This is a genomic window from Pseudomonas baltica (assembly GCF_014235765.1).
Taxonomy (GTDB): domain Bacteria; phylum Pseudomonadota; class Gammaproteobacteria; order Pseudomonadales; family Pseudomonadaceae; genus Aquipseudomonas; species Aquipseudomonas baltica.
Genome location: NZ_JACMYH010000001.1, coordinates 1,043,266 through 1,062,955, shown reverse-complemented (window position 1 = coordinate 1,062,955; position 19,690 = coordinate 1,043,266). Strand labels below are relative to the sequence as shown.

General features: G+C 61.8%; 20 protein-coding genes and 2 pseudogenes. 8 read left to right on the top strand and 14 right to left on the bottom strand.

What is annotated here, in order from left to right:
* Positions 1-248: 248 nt before the first annotated feature.
* Positions 249-1,409: pseudogene (locus H7993_RS20875) on the top strand (HAMP domain-containing protein); the annotation flags it as partial.
* The gene (locus H7993_RS20870; RefSeq protein ID WP_425311988.1) at positions 1,410-2,273 is read left to right on the top strand and encodes a methyl-accepting chemotaxis protein; all 864 of its coding nucleotides are present in this window, start codon (positions 1,410-1,412) and stop codon (positions 2,271-2,273) included.
* An 80-nt stretch (positions 2,274-2,353) separates the two neighbouring features.
* On the opposite strand, the gene H7993_RS04615 is transcribed toward H7993_RS20870, so the two are convergent.
* The 7 genes from H7993_RS04615 to H7993_RS04585 form a co-directional block, all read right to left on the bottom strand.
* Positions 2,354-2,977 carry an FMN-dependent NADH-azoreductase gene (locus tag H7993_RS04615; protein ID WP_122712882.1) on the bottom strand — a complete coding sequence of 208 codons (624 nt, stop codon included), beginning with the start codon at positions 2,975-2,977 and terminating at the stop codon, positions 2,354-2,356.
* Positions 2,978-3,044: 67 nt separating this feature from the next.
* Complete coding sequence (locus H7993_RS04610; protein WP_185793603.1) at positions 3,045-4,229, bottom strand: DUF2252 domain-containing protein; 1,185 nt, start codon at positions 4,227-4,229, stop codon at positions 3,045-3,047.
* 172 nt (positions 4,230-4,401) lie between these two features.
* Positions 4,402-4,881 (bottom strand): helix-turn-helix domain-containing protein, encoded by a 480-nt coding sequence (locus H7993_RS04605; protein ID WP_185793602.1) that lies wholly within the window; start codon positions 4,879-4,881, stop codon positions 4,402-4,404.
* On the bottom strand, positions 4,878-5,210 hold the full coding sequence (locus H7993_RS04600; RefSeq protein WP_185793601.1) for a type II toxin-antitoxin system HigB family toxin: 333 nt from the start codon (positions 5,208-5,210) through the stop codon (positions 4,878-4,880). Before H7993_RS04600 ends, H7993_RS04605 begins: the two co-directional genes overlap by 4 nt.
* A 145-nt stretch (positions 5,211-5,355) precedes the next feature.
* Positions 5,356-5,814 (bottom strand): thiol-disulfide oxidoreductase DCC family protein, encoded by a 459-nt coding sequence (locus H7993_RS04595; RefSeq protein WP_185793600.1) that lies wholly within the window; start codon positions 5,812-5,814, stop codon positions 5,356-5,358.
* A 141-nt stretch (positions 5,815-5,955) separates the two neighbouring features.
* The gene (locus H7993_RS04590; RefSeq protein ID WP_244646846.1) at positions 5,956-6,330 is read right to left on the bottom strand and encodes a hypothetical protein; all 375 of its coding nucleotides are present in this window, start codon (positions 6,328-6,330) and stop codon (positions 5,956-5,958) included.
* Entirely contained in the window at positions 6,327-7,079 is a 753-nt protein-coding gene (locus H7993_RS04585) for a phosphatase PAP2 family protein (protein WP_185793599.1), read from the bottom strand. The genes H7993_RS04590 and H7993_RS04585 overlap by 4 nt, the downstream gene beginning before the upstream one ends.
* Positions 7,080-7,427: 348 nt before the next feature.
* Between H7993_RS04585 and H7993_RS04580 the strand changes: the two genes are divergently transcribed.
* The 4 genes and pseudogenes from H7993_RS04580 (at position 7,428) to H7993_RS20860 (ending at position 11,633) form a co-directional block, all read left to right on the top strand.
* Entirely contained in the window at positions 7,428-9,095 is a 1,668-nt protein-coding gene (locus H7993_RS04580) for a phosphoethanolamine transferase (RefSeq protein WP_185793598.1), read from the top strand.
* 48 nt (positions 9,096-9,143) lie between these two features.
* Positions 9,144-9,845 carry a response regulator transcription factor gene (locus tag H7993_RS04575; protein WP_185793597.1) on the top strand — a complete coding sequence of 234 codons (702 nt, stop codon included), beginning with the start codon at positions 9,144-9,146 and terminating at the stop codon, positions 9,843-9,845.
* Between the two features lie 30 nt (positions 9,846-9,875).
* Positions 9,876-10,778 (top strand): annotated as a pseudogene (locus tag H7993_RS20865) (MCP four helix bundle domain-containing protein); the annotation flags it as partial.
* Positions 10,770-11,633, top strand: a complete 864-nt coding sequence (locus tag H7993_RS20860) for a methyl-accepting chemotaxis protein (RefSeq protein WP_425311987.1) — start codon at positions 10,770-10,772, stop codon at positions 11,631-11,633. The pseudogene H7993_RS20865 and the gene H7993_RS20860, both read left to right, overlap by 9 nt.
* Positions 11,634-11,666: 33 nt before the next feature.
* Here H7993_RS20860 and tspO read toward each other — a convergent pair whose 3' ends face one another.
* Complete coding sequence (tspO, locus tag H7993_RS04565) at positions 11,667-12,107, bottom strand: tryptophan-rich sensory protein TspO (protein WP_185793596.1); 441 nt, start codon at positions 12,105-12,107, stop codon at positions 11,667-11,669.
* Positions 12,108-12,392: 285 nt separating this feature from the next.
* Between tspO and cynS the strand changes: the two genes are divergently transcribed.
* Positions 12,393-12,860: a cyanase gene (gene cynS / locus H7993_RS04560; RefSeq protein WP_185793595.1), complete on the top strand. Its 468-nt coding sequence runs from the start codon at positions 12,393-12,395 to the stop codon at positions 12,858-12,860.
* Between the two features lie 10 nt (positions 12,861-12,870).
* Entirely contained in the window at positions 12,871-13,344 is a 474-nt protein-coding gene (locus H7993_RS04555) for a nuclear transport factor 2 family protein (protein WP_185793594.1), read from the top strand.
* Between the two features lie 33 nt (positions 13,345-13,377).
* Here H7993_RS04555 and abaF read toward each other — a convergent pair whose 3' ends face one another.
* The 6 genes from abaF to lhpI all read right to left on the bottom strand — a co-directional run bounded on the left by abaF (position 13,378) and on the right by lhpI (position 19,686).
* Complete coding sequence (abaF, locus tag H7993_RS04550; protein WP_185793593.1) at positions 13,378-14,754, bottom strand: fosfomycin efflux MFS transporter AbaF; 1,377 nt, start codon at positions 14,752-14,754, stop codon at positions 13,378-13,380.
* A gap of 68 nt (positions 14,755-14,822) precedes the next feature.
* A complete protein-coding gene (locus H7993_RS04545) occupies positions 14,823-15,740 on the bottom strand; it encodes a dihydrodipicolinate synthase family protein (RefSeq protein WP_122478602.1) in 918 nt (305 codons plus the stop codon).
* 127 nt (positions 15,741-15,867) lie between these two features.
* On the bottom strand, positions 15,868-16,590 hold the full coding sequence (locus H7993_RS04540; protein WP_122478600.1) for an amino acid ABC transporter ATP-binding protein: 723 nt from the start codon (positions 16,588-16,590) through the stop codon (positions 15,868-15,870).
* On the bottom strand, positions 16,583-17,233 hold the full coding sequence (locus tag H7993_RS04535; protein WP_122478598.1) for an amino acid ABC transporter permease: 651 nt from the start codon (positions 17,231-17,233) through the stop codon (positions 16,583-16,585). The genes H7993_RS04540 and H7993_RS04535 overlap by 8 nt, the downstream gene beginning before the upstream one ends.
* Before the next feature lie 10 nt (positions 17,234-17,243).
* Positions 17,244-17,924: an amino acid ABC transporter permease gene (locus H7993_RS04530; RefSeq protein ID WP_122712866.1), complete on the bottom strand. Its 681-nt coding sequence runs from the start codon at positions 17,922-17,924 to the stop codon at positions 17,244-17,246.
* Positions 17,917-19,686: a cis-3-hydroxy-L-proline dehydratase gene (gene lhpI, locus H7993_RS04525; protein WP_185793592.1), complete on the bottom strand. Its 1,770-nt coding sequence runs from the start codon at positions 19,684-19,686 to the stop codon at positions 17,917-17,919. The genes H7993_RS04530 and lhpI overlap by 8 nt, the downstream gene beginning before the upstream one ends.
* Positions 19,687-19,690: the final 4 nt, after the last annotated feature.

The window sequence follows — 19,690 nt, the reverse complement described above, 5'->3', positions numbered from 1 at the left end:
AAAATCGACCCGAGATACACTGATACCAAAGAGACATCACCTGCTCTGTAAAGTTCAAAACCTTTACAGAAATAAATATATGTACAACTTTCTGTAAAGTTCTTTGGATCGCTACCGATACGCACGTTTGACCACAGAACAATTGTGCGCAGCCACATGGGCCGAACAGAGCCCAGGCGTCGGAGAAATGGACCGTTCTCACCCCAAGACCCATTACGAACCGTCCCATTTCGGGCTGTGAGAACCTCATGAACATCCTTGCTCCTGCCGTAGCACTGGCCAACCGATTACGCTTTCCGACGAAATTTGCACTACTGGCCATCATCGTCCTGATTCCCCTGGCGCTGCTGGGCACCCGTTTCATCATTCAAATCAACGACAGCCTCGCGGTCATCCGTTCCGAGCAAGCAGGCCAGCGTTACCTGCTGGACGTCACGCCCGTCTTGCGCTTGTCCATGCTCCAGCGCGCCTTGAGCAATCGTCTGCTCAGCGGCGATTCGACTGCGCAAGCCGATGTACTGGCCAACCAGGCGAAGCTGGAGGACGCATTCTCGAAGCTGGCCGCCACGGACCGCGAGTTCAACGAGCCACTGGAAACCGGTGACCGCGTGCAGGATCTGCACGCAGCAGCCACGCGGTTGATGGCGCAGGCCAAGCCGGGCGCCGACCAGAGCGGCGTGTTCGACGCGTGGAACGACCAACTCACCGAGACGTTGAATTTTGTCTACTACGTGTCGGCCACGTCGGGGATGGTGCTGGATGAGGATTACGCATCGCTGTTCATGATCGACCAGAGCACCTTGCGCCTGCCCCGCCAGATCAACATCGTCGGGCAACTGCGTGGGCTCGCCAGCGGCCTGCGTGAAGGGCAGGTGTTGAGCCCGGCTACGCGCGGCGTGATCAAGTCGATGCTCAAGAACGAACTGCTGATCCACAAGGAACTGCAGCAAAGCCTGGCCTTGCTGCGTCGCCGTGAGCCTGCGCTCGCCGATCGGATCCAGGCACCCATCAGCAGCGCTTTCGCAAGCCTTGAGGGCTTCCGTGCGGACCTCGAGGCAGTGACGTCCTCTACCAGCGATACACTGGGCAACGTGCAGAACGTACCCGCCAAGGGCAATGCAGTGGTGGCTGAGTTGTACAAGGCCCAGGACACCCTCCAGGTGGAGTTGCTGAATCGGCTGGAACACCGTGTCGAGGAGAAGAATGCTCAACGCCAGTTCATCATCGGCATGTTCGCGCTCGTCGGCTTGCTGCTGGTGTACGTGTTCTGCGGCATCTACAGCGCCATGCGGCGTACCATTCAGGATGTGCTGTTGGCCACCCAGCTCATTGCCCAAGGCGACCTGAGCACGCGCGTCCAGGCCCGCGGCAAGGATGAAATGGCCGACGTAGGCAACAGCCTGAATCATATGGTGCAGGCCTTCAGTGGTTCGCTGGCTCAGGTCGAGCGCAGCTCGCAGTCGGTGTCCGAGGCCGCCACGCGCATGGGTGTGTCCATCGACCGCGCCAAACGCTCGATGAATACCCAGCAAAGCGAAACCGAGCAGGTGGCCACGGCCATCAACGAAATGACCACCAGCGTTGCCGACGTCGCGCAGAACACCGAAGGTGCTGCCCACGCGGCCGAACAGGCCAGCCAGTCTTCCCATGCCGGGCTGGCGCAGATGCACGAAACCAAGGTCACCATCGAGGCCCTGGCCGACGAAGTGGAGCGCAGCGCGCAGAAGGTCTCGGCGCTTGCCCTGCACAGCCAGCAGATCGGTGGGGTCATCGAAGTGATCCGCAACATTGCCGACCAGACCAACCTGCTGGCCTTGAACGCCGCCATCGAAGCCGCCCGTGCGGGCGAGCAGGGCCGGGGCTTCGCAGTGGTCGCCGACGAGGTGCGGACCCTGGCATCGCGTACGCAAAACTCCACCGAAGAGATCCGCCGCATCATCCAGGAATTGCAATTGGCCACCGCGGCTGCCGTCGAGCAAATGAAGGCTGGCAAGCAGCGCGCCCAGGAATGCCTGCAGTCCGCGGATGCGGCCTCGACCAGCCTGGATGCCATCAGCGATGGCGTCGAGCAGATCGTCGGCATGAACACCCAGATCGCCAGCGCGGCCGTTCAGCAGCATGCCGTGTCGGAGGACATCAACCGCAACGTGACCGAGATTCGCAATGGCAGCCTGGCGTTGATGGAAGGTATCGAAGACAACGCCGTGACCGCAGAAGAGCTCTCGTTGCTGGCGACGGAACTGCGCAACGTGGTGGCGCGGTTCAAGCTATAGGAAGGCGCGCCGGGGAGCGCCGATCAGTGCCCAGGGGCAGATCGGCGCGCTGTGGTCTATCAGCGCTGACAGTCGCAGCGCTACAGGGATGCAGCCAGCTTGGTGGCCGCATCCAGAGCGGCATTGAAGCTGGCCTCGGCCGTTGCGGCATCGCCCAGCGTCGCTTCCGACTCCACCGTGTCGATGGCTGGAATGCCCACCATCCGTGCCCAGGTCCTGAGGAATGCAACCTGATGGTCGTAATCCTCGGTGGGATAGTCCTCGCCCAGCACCACCCCGCGGGTGGCTAGCACCACCACCTTCTTGCCCTTGAGCAGGCCGCACATGCCCTGTTCATCGAAATCGAACAGCACGCCGCGCTGTGACACCGAGTCGATCAGGTGCTTGAGACGGTAGGGCACACCGAAATTCCACATCGGCACACTGAAGACAATTACATCGGCGCGATGGAAGCGCTCGCCCAACGCGTGGATCTGTTTCCACACGGCTGCCTGTTCGGCAGTCATTTCCACGCCTTCGAGGTCGGCGTACTTGGCATTCAACGCAGGGCCGTCGAAAGGCAGCAGATCGGTGGTCCACACATCCAGCACGTCGACGGTGGCGTCAGGCTGATGGGAGGCGACGGTTTCCAGGTAGCGTGCGGCCAGTTTCAGCGAGGCGGAACGCTCGCCACGCGGAGAGCTGGCAATGTGAAGAATATGCATACAGGGGTTTCCTATGTGGCGCAGCTGCGCGGGGTTTCGATTTAGTCCTGTGCACGAGCGCCGATGTTCAATTCTGCAACGCGTACCGTCGGCAATGCTCCAGGTACCCTTGCTCATGACTGCCCACCAGATGAACCACGCTGGACCACAGCCAGGACGGCGCGTCCAGCGTGTTCGAGCGATTGGTCTGTAGCTCGCGCATCCAGTCAGCCCTGGTCGAAAGGTCCATCTGCCGTGCGTGAGCAGCACCCACGACCCTGGCCAGGTAACTCGCCGCGCGCATGGCTTCGATTTCGCTCAACTGGTCGAGCTCAAGCTTCATGTCCTGGGGCAGCAGTTCACGAATGAAGAAGCCATGGTCGAGCATCCGCGTGGCCAGCATCCGATTGCCTAGGCCCGGAGACAGATGCCGGGCGCCTTCGACCACGCGCCGGCCGTTATCGCGCGGCATGCCTGCGCGCACCGTGCGCGGTGCTGCGGCAGCGACCGCTTCCTTGACGTCCAGGAGACACAGTTCCTGGTCATCGTCGTCGCCCACGCCGAGCAGCACGGCATAGCGCTTGAGGCCCAGGGAGCTGCAACCCTTGACCCAATAAGCCGAATCCAGCAACTCGACACTGTCACTCCCCGAGCGGCCCTTGAGGGACGTGACCAGGGCATGGATCTCGTCGGTGGCGCACAAGGTCTTGATGGCGCTGCGCTCGGTTTTGGAGAGCGCCCAGAAATGCTTGCCCAACGGAATCGTCGGACGCATGTCTTCGATGCGTTCCTGCGCCAGATGCTTCCACGTACGCTGCACAGCGCTGCGCATGCCAGCCTTGACCTGCGCGGGACGCTGCGGCTGTTCTTCCTGGTTGTTCTCGAAGGCTTGCTCGTAGCCCACCATCATCTCTTCGAGCATGCGCGCGGTGGCCACGCCGGGCAGGTCCGAGCCGCGAGCGGCGGTCGCCAGCGACAAGCCGAGCCGGACCAGGTCGTGGACAGGGTTGCCGATCACCGTCTGGTCCAGGTCGCGGATATGGATGTCGATACGACCCTTCAAATCGCCGGTCGGCCCGAGGTTGCCGGCGTGACAGTCGCCACAGATCCACACCGGCGGCCCACTGGGCAAGCGCCGACCGGACTGGGACTGCAGCCATTCATAGAATTGCACGGTGCTGCCGCGCACATAGGCATGCGCGGATCGGGCCATCTTCAAATTGCGCAGTTGCTCGAGGGGTTCCAGGCGTGCGGCAGGACGGGGCGTTTTCATGGAATAGTCTTTGGGGGAAAGACTATGGAGTGGTTATCCGAGGTGCATGTTTCAAAATGTTTCTAGTTTTTTCTCCGGGCAAAACACGACGAGAGGAGCATATGGCTTTGGCAGACGGTGAGCCGTTCTATGCCGGCAGGTAGCGGGCCACCGGCGCAGATGGGTGCAGGGTTCATCCAATACGCGTGGGCTTGGATTCCTCGATGAATACATCTGGCTTGGTATGGAAGCGCTGTGCCAGCGCATAGGCCATCTTGTGGCTGATGGGGCGCGTCCCGGCCAGCACCTTTGACACCACATGCTTATCGCCAATTTCGGGCAAATCCGAACCGGTAAGCCCCAGCATCTCCATGAAGTCACGCAACAGCAGCACGGCAGTGCTGGTGGGTTTCAAATGGGCGTTGATGGCCTCGAACTGCTGCGAATCACGCTCGTAATTCAGAAGCGCATCCTCGAGCTCGACCAGTACCTGCTCTTCATACTTGTTCAGGGTGTGGCCATCAGTCAGCTCGTCGAGCAACGCAGACGCACGCGCGTATTCAGCGGGGCTATGGATGCCGCCAACGAACGACTCACGTAGCTGCTCAACCAATACTTGAAGGCTTTCCAAGGCAGCACGGATGCTTTGAGGATCTTGAAGTACGGTGGTCATGGTTTCGCCCCCTGGTTGTTTCTGGCATACCAGTCATTTGCAGCGTCATATTCAGCATGGGTATAGATGTGTTTGACGTACAGCTTTTGCCGCTTGTAATTGACGCCTGCGATCAATCTCAATTTGTTGCCGCCGATAGCAATCACAACCCACCCCACCTGTGCCCGGGGCTTGAATAGATCCAACCGGCTTCCAAACAGGTCTGCCAGATCGTTGTAACAGCTGGGTTCCAATGCACACAGAATTCGATAGCAGGCTTTGAGGGCAGTGGCGCAGGTAGGGTGCCTACGGCATGCGTCGTCAAATCGATCCTTCTTCAGGACATCCATATGTTTTCCTGGCGTTTATCATCATGATACGCCAGTTGTCATTTTTGGCAACTTCAAGCCGGCCGTAGCAGTGATGTGCAAGCTAGGGCCCCAAGCATTTGCATGTCAGCCATCAACCCTATGACGAGCCAAGTCGGAACTGCTCTCAACGCGGCCCGGACGGTGGCGGCTTTTGCCCGGTACTATCCGCTTCGGGAACTGCACAACTGCCGTTCCTGCAGCGAGCACTGCCGTCCGGGTGGGGCAGCCAGGCCAGATGCGGACGCCAGCGGCAGAACAGCCTATAGCCAACGTTGAACAGCGGCCTGGCCCACCGCCAGGACAATGGCGCGGCCCATAGGCCAAGGCCCGCGGCGCGCCAGCTCCAGAGTGTCGCGTCCAGGCCGGTGACCCATGTTCCATCGCTGAACCGGGCATGAAGCAACGACTCCATGTGCGCATGGGTGAAGCCCAAGGATTGAGCGTCGAACGCCGGATCGCTGATATCGATGAAATGCAGGCGTTCGGGCAAGGCACGCGCCCTCAGAACCTTGATTTCGTGGGCGCAGAGGGGGCAGTCACCGTCGAAGTAGAGGGTCAGCGGCCACTTTATGCTGTCGTGCATCGATGAGTGTCCTGGGTGGGTGTGCGAATGAAATGTCTGAAATCGAGCGAGGTGTGCTTGATTGGAATAGACACCCGGTTCTCCCTTTCACTCGTTTTTTTTCGTTAGCGCGCAGATTGTTTCGCGCAAAAGCGCGTTCGATCAGCGCCCAAGCGCCTTGCCCCACCCCTGATCCTTTGCGTGGCGCCAATCGCGGTCTTCCTTGCTGTCGATGCCCACATGCCGTTGGAAGTCAGCGATGGCGCTGGCTTGGCATTGCCGGAAGCCGTCGTCCCAGCCGGTGGCGTATTGACGATCCGAAAGGTAGACGGGCACGTTCTTGCGAAATTCGCCCAAGGCTTGCGCGGCGTGCCGACCACTGCCGCAGCCGTCCTCGAAGCCGCTGGCGAAGGGGGCAGGGTAGCCCTCGGCCAATAGCCGCTCCCGGGTCGTTTGGCAGGCGCTCAACACTACTGCCGATAAGGCCAGGCTCAGCAGCACCCCAGTTCGTCTACCAGGTCTCCATAGGGCGTTCATCGCCGGTACCCGTCGGGCACCAGGGCCGCAGCCGGCACAGGTGAAGGCTGTGTCGAGGGGCGGTAGAGAATCCAGCGATAACACAGCACGCAAATGACCCAATCGATCAGCAGCGTCCAGATGTTGTGCGAAAGGAAGTGCGCACCTTGCGCCATTCGCCCCAGCGAAAAGACCGATCCCAGTGTCAGCGCCACCGCCAGTGCGATTCGCGCAGTGCGTGGGCGACGATCGCGCCAGAAAAAGAACAGGGCGAGCAGTGAGAAGCCGCTCGACGCATGGCCGCCGGGCCAGCACAGACCAGGCTTTTCCGTTGCGGCACGGGGGCTGAGCAACGGTGTATAGGTTTCCTGGCCGCCGAACTCCTTCAGGCTCCAGGGGCAATGGACTGCGGTCAGCACCTTGAGCGGCGTCACCACCGACGTCGTCAGCGCCATCGCCAGCACCACATACCCCAATGGTCGACGCCATTGGCGCAGGCGCGTGGCCCACAGACTTGCCACGAAACCTGCAAGTGCAAGTACGGCAAAGGCGATCACCGCCTGCTTGGCGCGATCATGCAGAATGTTTTCCAGCCAGTAGCTCTGGCGTCCGATGAAGCCAACCCCCGGCACGTAGAAGATCTGCGCCAGGGCGAAGTCGAGGGCGGGCGGATACAGCCACAGCATCGTTGCCATCAGCACGAGCGGAATGCCCAGCGCCAATCGAAAGTCAAAATGCCGGGACGCAGCAACAGGTAATGCGATAGCCATGACAGGCTCCGATCCAATGATGAAGAACAGGTGAAAGTTACGTGGGAAAGTAACGACGGCGGCCTGTCATCAATGATCCATTGGCCGCTTGCGTTACGAGCGACGATAAGTTTGCGCCGTTCAGAACGACGTGAATGAACTGTGAAAAATATGTGGAAAGTAGTACTTGCTTCGGTTGAATTAAGCGATCGCATTGCTGTGTTCCAGCGCATGCCTCGAAACGGACTCGCAACGAGCTTTTCCTCGCGAATCTTTCACGAAAATTTGAATTATCCGCGTCTAGAGTCCGCGCCATCGACAACCGTAGCACGGCGCACGGCTCGCTTCTTTGCCCGACGGCAGACTCCCATGTTCAAACTCAAACCTGTACGCCCGGAAACCGCGACGGTGCTTGCCAGTGTCTTTCTGCTGGTGGTGTTCAATGTGCCCCTCTGGCAGCATCTGGCTGCAATTACCGGGGAGGGTGGCGCTGGAACACAACTTGCTCTTGCGTTTGCCATCATGCTGTTGGGCGTGTTCAATATCGTCCTGACGATAGTGGCGTTTCCAATCATATTCAAACCGGTATTGACGGTGCTGTTTCTTACCAGTGCTAGTGTCACCTACTTCATGAGTCACTACGGTGTGCTCATGGACGTTGGCATGCTTCGCAATCTGGTGGAAACCAATATCACCGAAGTACAAGGCTTGTTGTCTCCGATGCTCTGGGTCTATGTTTTGCTGTTGGGCGTAGTGCCTTCGGTGCTGTTGTGGAAAACGCCCATCGCCTACCGCAAAGTGCATCGTCAGTTGGTCAGCAAGGCACTGGTCGGCGCGGGCTCTGTGGCGGTCATTGCCGTGGTCGCGCTGGTGGACTATCAGGGGCTGTCGTCACTGTTGCGCAATCATCACGAGTTGCGCCTGATGGTGGTGCCGAGCAATTACATTGGTGCCTCGATCGCCTATGTACGCGAACAAGTGTCCACGGCACGACAGCCATTCCGGGCCATCGGCGAAGACGCCGTGCGAGCCGTCAACGTGGCCAGCAATGCGCCCAAGTCACTGACGGTACTGGTGGTAGGGGAAAGTGCGCGCGCCGAGAACTTCGGCATCCTGGGTTACGAGCGCGAGACCACGCCGCAACTTGCCCAGGAACAAGGGCTGGTGGCCTTTACCGACGTGCATTCCTGCGGCACCGAAACCGCGGTGTCCGTCCCCTGCATGTTCTCCAACATGGGCCGCAAGCAGTACAAGGCGGACATCGCGAAAAACCAGGAAGGCTTGCTGGACGTGCTCAAACGCGCGGGGCTGGATGTGGTGTGGTGGGACAACCAGTCTGGCTGCAAGGGGACGTGCGACCGGGTCACTTTGCTGGACGTCAGCCATGACAGAGATCCCGCGTTGTGCGCGGACAACGAGTGCGGGGACGAAATTCTGCTGCAAGGTCTGCAGGCCTTCATTGACCATTTGAGCAAAGATACCGTTCTGGTATTGCACCAGATGGGCAGCCACGGGCCCGAATATTTCAAGCGTTACCCCAAGGCGTTCGAGAAATTCACGCCAGTGTGCAAAAGCAATGCGCTGGATGCGTGCAGCAGAGAGAGTATCGTCAACGGCTATGACAACACCTTGCTGTACACCGATCACGTGCTGGCTCGGCTCATCGATGTACTGCGCAGCAACCAGGATCATCTGGCCACCGCAATGATCTATCTGTCGGATCATGGCGAGTCGCTGGGCGAGTACAACCTGTTCCTGCATGGCACGCCTTACATGCTTGCCCCCGATCAGCAGAAACACGTGCCGCTGCTGGTATGGCTTTCCGAAAGTTATCAGCGCGCGCTCACGGTCGACAGCCGCTGCCTGCAGCAGACGCGTCATGAACCGCTGAGCCAGGACAATCTGTTTCACTCGGTGCTAGGCTTGCTGCATGTGCAGACGCGTGTCTACGACACCGGGTTGGATATGTTCGCCAGTTGCAGGGGGATCAACGGGCATGCGGCTGACGCGGCGAAACAACTGGCGGCCGGCCGCTGAGCGGGTGACCTTTTCCGTTGTTCTGCCTGACATCACAAAGAGGGTTCCATGCGCATACTGGTTATCGAAGATCACGCCGATATCCTCGCCAACATCTCCGAGTACTTCACGCTCAAGGGCTGTGGGGTCACCGGGGCGCTGGATGGCGTCACTGGGCTGCACCTGGCGATGACCGGCAACTTCGACGCCATCATTCTCGATGTGATGCTGCCCGGCATGGACGGCAATCGGGTCTGTCACAAGCTGCGCTCGGTCTCCAGGCAGAACACGCCCATCCTGATGCTCACTGCCCGTGACGAATTGGAAGACCGCTTGACCGGCTTCAGCGTCGGTGCCGACGACTACATCATCAAGCCCTTCGCGTTGTCCGAGCTGTTTGCTCGCGTCGAGACGGTGAGTCGACGGTCGACAGGCGTTCGGAAGAACGTGCTCCAGGTCCATGACCTGACCTTCGACCTGGATTCGCTTGAGGTGAAGCGGGCGGGCAAGCTGCTGAAACTCAACCCCACCACCCTCGTGCTGCTGGAGTTGCTGATGCGCAAAAGCCCCGCGATAGTGAAGCGTCGCGAGTTCGAACTGGCACTGTGGGGCCAGGAAACGCACGACTCCGACAGCCTGCGAACGGGCATCTACATGTTGCGCAGAACCATCGACAAAACCTTCGATGTACCCCTGCTGCATACCGTGCACAGCATGGGCTACAAGCTGCAGGGCCCGTCCGGTGGCGAGGTGTCGATCGAACGGCACTGACCCCGGGCCGAGCCATGCGGCGCCAGGTTCATGCCAGCTCTGGCGCTGCCGGCGACGCGGCCCAGGCGCTCGCACGGGTCGGCGCGCGCGCCCCATGCTCAAGATTCCTGCCGGCGGGCCGATGATGGTTGTCATCAACCCCCGATCGCAATGGAATCCTGCATGATCATCCGACGCCTCAATCTCGCCCCTCGGGCGATCGCTTTCTTCTCGGCCGTAGTCGCGGTCGTGATCCTTCTGGGCAGTATCTCCATCGTTCAGATGAACAAGCTCTACCAGGCCGAGCAGGACGTGGAAACCAACTGGATGCTCGGCATTCGCGATGCGGGTCAGATGAACAGCGGACTGCTCAGGTTGCGGCTCGAAAGCATGCGCGGTGCCACCACCACCGATGCCGCGCTTCGTGAACAGACGATTGCTGCGTTTCCGGGCTATCGCCGTACTTTTCAGGAAACCATCAAGCACTACGAAAGCACCGTTGCGAGCGACGATGACCGTAAACTTTACGAATCCATACGCTCCGATGCGGCAACGTATGACCAAGTGCTGGGTCAGCTGGAACCTATGCTGCGTGCTGCCGACACCACTGCGGCAACTGCCTTGATCAACACGGCCATTCGTCCGTTGACCAATACCCTCGAAGGCAAGGTCAACCAGCTCATGGCGCTGAACGACCGCGGTGCCACGGATGCCGGCGATGCGGCGCTGGCGACGTTCGAGTCGGGACGCAACTGGGTCATCGGGCTGATGGCTGCGGCCGTGCTGGCTACCATCCTGCTCGCTGCGCTATTGATCCGCAGCATCACCCAGCCGATCAAGGAGGCCGTGCAGATCGCCCAGCGCATCGCGCGCAAGGACCTGACCGAAACGATCGTCGTGGTCGGGCAGGACGAGGCCGCCAGCATGCTCACCGCGTTGGCCCAGATGCAGGCCAACCTGCGCCAGACCATCGCGCACATTTCCGACAGTTCCAGCCAGTTGGCTGCCGCCTCGGAAGAGATGAGCGCCGTGACCGAGGAATCCAGCCGCGGTCTGGCGCGCCAGAACGACGAGGTCAATCAGGCCGCCAGCGCCGTCACCCAGATGAGTTCGGCCGTCGATGAGGTGGCACGCAATGCGGCAGAGGCCGCCGACGCGTCGGCAACCACCCAGTCCCTGGCCAGGGATGGGCTGGGCAAGGTCGAGCAGACCCTCACCGCCATTCAGGCACTGGCCACCAACGTGGGCAGCACCAGCACCCAGGTCAAGCAACTGTCGTCACGGGCGCGGGAGATCAACACGGTGGTCGAGGTGATTCGCGCCATCGCCGAACAGACCAACCTGCTGGCATTGAACGCGGCCATCGAAGCGGCCCGCGCCGGAGAGCAGGGTCGAGGCTTTGCCGTGGTGGCGGATGAAGTGCGCGCCCTGGCTCACCGCACGCAGCAGTCGACCCAGGAAATCGAAAAGATGATCGGCTCCATGCAGACCGATTCGGTGCAGGCCGTGCAAGCCATGGAGCAGAGTCAGCAGATGGCCAGCGATTCGTCGGCCGTGGCGCAGCACGCCAGCGCATCGCTCAGTCAGATATCGGCATCGATCAACCTCATCAGCGAACGCAACACCGTAATCGCCACCGCAGCCGAGGAGCAGGCACAGGTGGCGCGGGAAATCGACCGCAACATCACCAGCATCCGCGACCTTTCGATCCAGAGCGCAGCCGGCGCCACGCAAACGGCCACCGCCAGCGGAGAAGTGTCGAGGCTGGCGGTCGGGCTGACCGCATTGGTCGGGGCGTTCGCGATCTGACCGTGGCTGAGTGGGAGCGGCGCAACCGTAGCGTCAGCGATTGTTGCGCAGAATCGAGAAGTTCAGCGCCGCGGCCACGCAGAGCCAGGCCAGGTAGGGGAGCAGGATAAGCCCGGTGATGACGTCCAGGCGCATTGCCAGGGCAACCATGGCGGCGGTCACCAGCCACAAGACCACGATGATCACCATCCCGGCGAGCAGGCGATGGGCGCCGAAGAATACCGGCGTCCACAGGGTATTCAGGGCGATCTGCGCGGCCCACAGCGCCAGTACCGTCTCGCTGCCCGGCAGTTGGGTCAGCCGATAGCCCGCCCACGCCAGCAGCAGGTAGATGACCGTCCAGGCCACGGGAAATGTCCAGTTGGGCGGGGTGAAACGCGGCTTGACCAGCGAGGCGTACCATTCGCCAGGCTTGAAGATGACACCGGTGCTGGCGGCGGCGGCGCAGGCCAGCAGAAAGATGAAGAAAACCATGATGAGTCCTTGTGCAGGGGCAGGGGGGCGCTGCAATAGCGAGATGTGCTATCAAGCTGACGCCTGAACCACGGAAAAGTTTGCGCGAGCGTGCAGCGCGTTCAGCCTTCCTCCCGCTGTCCTGCCTGGCCAACCGCAGCGCTCAGGTGACCAATGGGACGTAGCGGCACCAATCGAATCCCAGCTGAAATTGTGCAAGGCAGCCCTGATCATTGTGGTAGGTTTCGATGATTCCCTGCTGCCAAGCTGTTCAATCGACCCTGCGTTTCAGTCCGGAGAATCACCATGTCCCAGAGCAACGTTTCCAAGGCGCCGCGTCAGACCCTGACCGAACAAGTCCTGCAGGCCAAGGCCACGCACAATCTGACCTGGGCGGCGCTGTCCGAAGGGACCGGCCTGAGTACGGTGTATGTGACGGCCGCACTGCTGGGCCAACACCCGCTGCCGCAGGCGGTTGCCGAAGTGGTGGCCGAGCGTCTGGGCCTCGACGCGCAAGCGGTCGTTCAGTTGCAGACCATACCGTTGCGCGGCAACGCCGAAGGCGTGTCCAACGACCCGACCATCTATCGCTTTCACGAAATGGTCCAGGTCTACGGCACTACCTTGAAGGCTCTGGTGCATGAGCAATTCGGCGACGGCATCATCAGTGCGATCAACTTCAAACTCGACATCAAGAAAGTCGAAGATCCAGAAGGCGGATCGCGTGCTGTGATCACCCTGGACGGCAAGTTCCTGCCCTACAAGCCTTTCTAGGATCCTCGCCATGAACCAGGAAAACCGCCCACCGTTGCCACCTTTCACCGTCGAAACCGCCATTCAGAAAGTGCGTGGCGCCGAAGATGGCTGGAACTCCCGGGACGCCGCCAAAGTGGCGCTGGCCTATACCCACGACACCTGCTGGCGCAACCGCAGTGAGTTCATCGAAGGTCGAGCCCAGGCCCAGGCGTTTCTCGAACGCAAGTGGCGCAAGGAGTTGGACTACCGCCTGATCAAGGAGCTGTGGGCCTTCGCCGACAACCGCATTGCCGTGCGTTACGCCTACGAGTGGCATGACGATTCGGGCAACTGGTTTCGCTCCTACGGCAACGAGAACTGGGAGTTCGCCGCCAACGGACTCATGCACCGGCGCTTCGCCTGCATCAACGACCTGCCGATTGCCGAGTCCGAACGCAAGTACCACTGGCCCTTGGGGCGGCGCCCCGACGATCACCCAGGGTTGAGTGATCTGGGGCTTTGAGGGCGCGCTGACGGCCATCGTCAGCGCAAGTGCTCAGGCCAGTTTGCCGCGCGACACGCCCGTTTGTTCCGAGGCCGCCACGCGTGCGGCGGCTTCGGCATCGACCTTGCGCAACGACTTGCCACGGGTTTCACGGGTCAGGCTGACGGCGACGATGGAGATTACCGCAGCCCCGACCAGGTACCAGGCGATGGGCGTGGAGCTGTTGTATTTGTTCAGCAGGGTGATTGCGATCAGCGGCGCCAGCGAGCCGGCGAAGATCGGCGCCACCTGATAACACAGCGACAGCGCTGTGTAGCGCACGTGGGTCGGGAACATCTCGGCCATGAGTGCCGAGTAGGGCGCATAGGTCATGGATTCGATGGCCAGGCCCAGAGTGATGGCCGCCATGATCAGCCAGTTGTTGCCGGTGTCCATCATCGGGAAGCCGACGAAACCCCAGAACGCCGTCAGTACTGCGCCGGTCAGGTACACCGGTTTGCGGCCGACCAGGTCGGAGAGGTAGCCCATCAGCGGAATCATGAAGAAGTGCAGGAAGTGCGCGCCGAACATCAGCAGCAGAATCTGCGAGGTGTCCTTGTGAACCACCAGCTTGAGGTAGGTGATGGAAAAGGTCACCACCGTGTAATACAGAATGTTCTCGGCAAACCGCGCGCCGATTCCCACCAACACTGAACGCCAGTGATGGCGCAGTACTTCGACCACACCCAGCTGTTCGGATTGAATCGATGCCTGGCGCGCCTGGGCTTCCTTGAAGATAGGCGCATCGTCGACGCTGCTGCGGATCCAGTAGCCGATCAGCACCACAATGGCCGACAGCCAGAACGCCACGCGCCAGCCCCAGGCCAGGAACTGCTCCTCGGAAAGCCCGGTGGACAGCCCCAGCAAGGCGACGGTAGCGATCAGGTTGCCCGCCGGCACGCCTGCTTGTGGCCAGCTGGCCCAGAAGCCGCGACGGTTGTCTGGGCAGTGCTCGGACACCAGCAGGATGGCACCGCCCCATTCGCCGCCGAACGCGAAGCCCTGGATCAGCCGCAACAGCACCAGCAGCACGGGCGCAGCGTAGCCGATGGTGGCGAAACCTGGCAGGCAGCCCATCAGGAAGGTGGTGATGCCCACCACTACCAGGCTCAGTTGCAGCAGGCGCTTGCGGCCGAACTTGTCGCCGTAGTGGCCGAACACTAACCCGCCCAGTGGTCGGGCCAGAAAGCCCACTGCGTAGAGCGCGAAGGCAGCAATGATGCCGTCGATGGGGCTATCGGTCTGGCGAAAGAACAGCTGGCCGAACACCAGCGCGGAGGCCGTTCCGTACAGGAAGAATTCGTACCATTCGGCGACGGTTCCGGCCATGGCGGCCGCCACGACGCGTTTGAGTCCCGCTGGGGTGGTCGCGTTGGAAGAAGTGGACATGATCAGGCTTCCTGGAGTGGCAATGACAGGTACCCGGGCCTGGCGGATGCGCCTGGCCCGGTCGTGATTCAAAGACCGACGTCGGGCAGGGTGGGGCGGTTGGCCAGGGCCTTGGCCATGATGCGTTCGACGAACAGACGGTCTTCATCCGGCAGGGCCAGGCGCGGTGGGCGGGTGAGGGCGCTGCCGCGGCCCATGATCGCTTCGCACAGCTTGATGCACTGCACCAGGTCCGCACGGGCGTCCAGGTGGAGGATCGGCATCAGCCACCGGTAGATTTCCATGGCTTCGGCAAAGCGTCCGGCCTTGGCCAGGCGGAAGATGGTTTCGCCTTCCTGCGGGAAAACGTTGGACATGCCCGACACCCAGCCCTCGGCGCCCACCGCGATGCTTTCCAGAACGACGTCGTCGAGGCCGGCGAACAGCACGAAGCGGTCGCCCACTTCGTTGCGCACGTCGATGAAGCGCCGGGTGTCGCCGGAGGAGTCCTTGAAGCACACCACGTTGTCGCAGTCGGCCAGGGAAATGAGGATCTCGGCGGTGACATCGTTCTTGTAGATGGGCGGGTTGTTGTAGACCATCAACGGCACGTCGGCGTGCTTGGCCACGTAACGGAAGTGCTCGGCGGTCTCGAAAGGCTTGGAACCGTAGACCAGTGCCGGCATCAGCATGACGCCGTCCACCCCAGCCTTGCGTACGGCATTGGCGGTTTTCGCCGCAGCGACACTGGTGAATTCCGCCACGCCGCAGATGACCGGCACGCGCCCACCGGAGGCGTCGACGGCCACTTCGGTGACAGCGATCTTCTCTTCGGCGGTCAACGAGGTGTTTTCACCTACCGAGCCGCAGACCACCAGGCCTGACACGCCGTCGCGAATCACATTGGAAATCACCTGATGAGTCTTTTCCAGGTTGATGGAAAAGTCATCGTTGAATTGAGTGGTAACAGCCGGGAATACGCCACTCCAGTTGATGCGCTTGCTCATTCGATTTGCTCCGCTGATTAATGGTATTTCGTATACGCTTTGATTCGTACGTTGTTTGCAAAGGGTGATGCGGTTCCAGCCATGTTGTCGCGAGTAGGCGATGTGCCCGCTCGTGTATGGGTAGCGCCTATTTGACCGACTTCAGGAACGCGGCCGTTTCCGGCTGCAAGGGGTTGCCGATGACCTGGTCCGGGCTGCCGATCTCATGCACCAGGCCGTTGCGGAAAAACGCCACGCGATCGGACACATCGCGGGCGAAACGAATCTCGTGGGTTACCAGTACCATGGTCATGCCGTCTTCGGCGAGCATGCGCATGGTGTCGAGCACTTCGCCCACCAGTTGCGGATCGAGCGCCGAGGTGGCTTCGTCGAACAGCATGTAGTCCGGTGACATGGCCAGCGCTCGGGCAATCGCCATGCGCTGCTGCTGGCCGCCCGAGAGCTTGCCGGGAAAGGTATTGAATTTGTCGCTCAGGCCGACATGGGTCAACTGCTGCACGGCCAGCGCCTCGGCCTGCTCCTTGCTCTTGCCCAGTACCTTGCGTGGCGCCAGCATGACGTTCTCCAGCACGGTGAGGTGAGGAAAGGCGTTCCATTGCTGGAACACGATGCCGATTCGCTGGCGCAGCTGGTTGAGGTTTGTGCTGCTGCCGTGGACCTCGACCCCGTCGACTCGAATACTGCCTTTCTGGATCGGCTCCAGGCCGTTGATGCACATCAGCAAGGTGGATTTTCCCGAACCCGAGCCGCCGATGATCGACACCACCTCGCCCTTGCTCACCGTCAGGCTGACGCCCTTGATGACCTCCAGTTCGCCGAAGGATTTGTGTACGTTGTCGATCTCAATCATTTTCCTGCCACCTTCTTTCCAGACGAGCGCCCAGGCGAGCGACCACCAGGCTCATGACGTAGTAGATGAGCCCGGCGATGCACAGCACCAGCAGCGGCTCCTGTATGCGCGTGACGATGGTCTGCGACGCGCGCAGCAGTTCGACGATACCGATCCACATCACCAGCGCGGTGTCTTTCATGACGCCGAGCACCAGGTTGAGCCAGCCGGGGAAGGCGACCCGGGTGGCCATCGGCAGGACGATGTAGCGCAGGTCTTGCCAATAGCTCAGGCCGAGCGAGCGGCTGGCGCGGCGCACCGATGGCGACACGGCAAGCACCCCGCTGCGGACGATCTCGGTGAAGTACGCCGCCGCGTAGACGCCCAGCACGATGCAGCCGACGCTGAACGCGCTGATGTTCAATCCGACGATGCTCTTGAGCGAATTGAGCAGCACGAACTGGATCAGCAACGGCACGCTGCGGAACACGTCCAGCACCCACGCCAGCGGCAGGCTGGCGCGCGGTGCAAGGGCCCGCAACAGGCCGCACAACAAACCGCCGAAGGAGCCCGCCAGGATTGCCCAGAATGTTAGTTGCAGGGTGACCCAGGCGCCATCGAGCATGTACAGGAGGTCTGTCGCGGTGAGGCTGGTGGAAAACATGCGCCGCTCCTCAGTAGCGAAACAGACGCCAGCTCAACAGCCGGGCGAGGCCGACGATCAGCTTGGCGATCAGGTAATAGAGCACCGCGGCCATCGCGAAATATTCGAAGGTGCGGAAGGTCTTCACGTTGTAGTCCTGGGTGACGCCGGTGAGGTCGTCGTTGAGCCCGACCACCACACCCAGGGACGTCATCAGCACCGCCCACACCATCTGGTTGCTCAGCGGGTAGAACACCACGCGCAACAGTTGCGGAACGATGATCATGCGGTAGGCCTGGAAGGCACTCATGCCCAGCGAGCGCGCGGCGCGCATCTGCGTGTCCGGCACCGCCTTGAGACCGCCGCGGAAATTTTCCGCCAGGTAGCCGGCGTTGTTGAAGGTGATGCCGGCCAGCAGTGCCAGCCATGAGCTGACGTGCAGGCCCAGCGAGCCGAGGCCGAAGTACAGGATGTAGATCTGGAACAGCGACGGGGTATTGCGCGCAATCGACACCCAGCCGTCGCCGATGCCGCGCAGCGCCCGGCCGCGGAACGTCCGTTCGGAGCCTGCACGCATCACGGTCAGAAGCAGGGCGATGAGCACACCGAAAATCATCGACAGCGCCGCGGTTTCGAACGTCACCCACGCGCCTTGCAGCATGTCGGGCAGGGCGCGCCACGCAGCCCGCCATTGGAAGGTGTAGTCAAACATGCTCCGCGCCCTCCGCTGCACAGGTGGCCAGCCAGGCGGGCGGTCGAGCGCTGGTGGCGCCGCTGCACGCGCTGTCGACACAGGTGCCGAGGCTGGCGAAATGAACGCTGCGCCCGACCAGGCCGGGCGCGTAGTGGGCGTACTTGCCCGAGTTGGTCATCAGGCTGCGCACACCCACGGGAATGACCGGCTCGCCGAGCATGCACCAACAGGTGTCGGTGATCAGCGTGGCGCCGAAGGCTTCGAGCACGGCCACATGACCCGCTGCCCGTGCCTGTTCCAGCACCGCCCTGCCGCAGGTGATGGCCAGTACCACGTCCGGGTGCCTGCGCAGGCCGCGGCAGAGCTCGGCCAGGCGGGCGAATTCGGTCAGGGAGAAGTGCGGGTTGCCCAGGGACACCAACCTTACCTGCGTGTCCCGGGCGCTGTTGAGTTCCATCCAGCTGGCGTACAGGTCTTGCAGGGAAATCGAGACGCGCGGCAGCATCTCCGGCGAGTCACTCGAGTGCGCCGGGTTCAGGGCTTCCGGAGTGACGCCGGCAATATGAAACATGGGTGCAGCGCTGGTGGTGGCGAACGCGGCGCCGAATGCCTTGAGGTCGTCCAGGCTGGGCCTGAGCTGCTGCAGGCCGCTGATCAATGGAATGCGGCTGCCGCACCGGGTCCCGACGTGATAGCCGAGCAGCGGGTAGAAGCTGTCATCCAGTTCTTTCAACGCCGGTACGTCGATCAGCAGTTGGGCCCGACGTTGCTCCTGGAGATGGCAGCCGATCAAGGGCGCGCGGCCAGTCAATGCAATGCAGATGTCCAGGTAGTCCGGGTACTTGAGCGTGCGCGCACCGAGCACGCTGTTGGCGTATACCACCGCGTTGGACTCGGCCCACACCACTTGCTCGCCGAGCGCCGGTGCACTGTCGAGCAGATAGGGCGCGCAGGTGAAACTTGCGCGCGCACCCATGGCCGTGTACGCGTCGCCCAACGCGCTGGCAGGCTCGCCGAGGGCCGGATCGATGCCCAGTGCTCGCCAGCGCCGCTGGTCCACCGAGATGGCGTTCAGGGTAGTGGGCACCCGCACCCGCGCGCCCCATTGCACCAGTTGTTCGGCAAACCGCAGGCTGGCAGGGCCGGTGTAGATGCAGCCGTCGATGTGCGCCTGAGTGATATCGACCAGTTCCCGCGCGCCCTGGAGACGGGCCATGCGCAGGACGATCTGCATCGCCACCTGCGCCGCCTTGCCGTGGCTGCCTGCGAGCAACTCATGGTCACGGCTGTCGAGTGCAAAGCCGTCATCGAACGGCTCCGGCTGGCCGACGCCTGGCTGCGGCTGCCAGTCGTCCGTTGGCGCCTGGCTGTAGAGGCCGAGCGCTGCCCCATCCAACCGAGCCCATGCCACGCCGCGCAGCGTATCGAAGGCTTCCTGGCCGATACACAGCACCGGCAGCGAGCGGTCGAAGAAGTGCTGTGCCACCAGCACGCCCAAGCTGAGGATTTCATCGGCTTCGGCCAGTACCAGCGCTGCCGGCGCGTGGCCGTTGCTGATCAGCTCCATCATGACGCTGCTGCCCGTGCAGGACCCGCGACTGCCGGGAATCGCCAGGACCCGGCCCGCCACCCGCTGACCGCTGAGCGGGTGATGGCGGTCGATCACCTCGCCACTGCTGGGGTCGACCCCGCCCCAGAAACTCAGGCCGGTGTCGGCAAACAACAGGGCGCCTTGAGCGCTGCCGTCTATCAGGCTGCGTCCACCGACGCTGCGTGGCATGGTC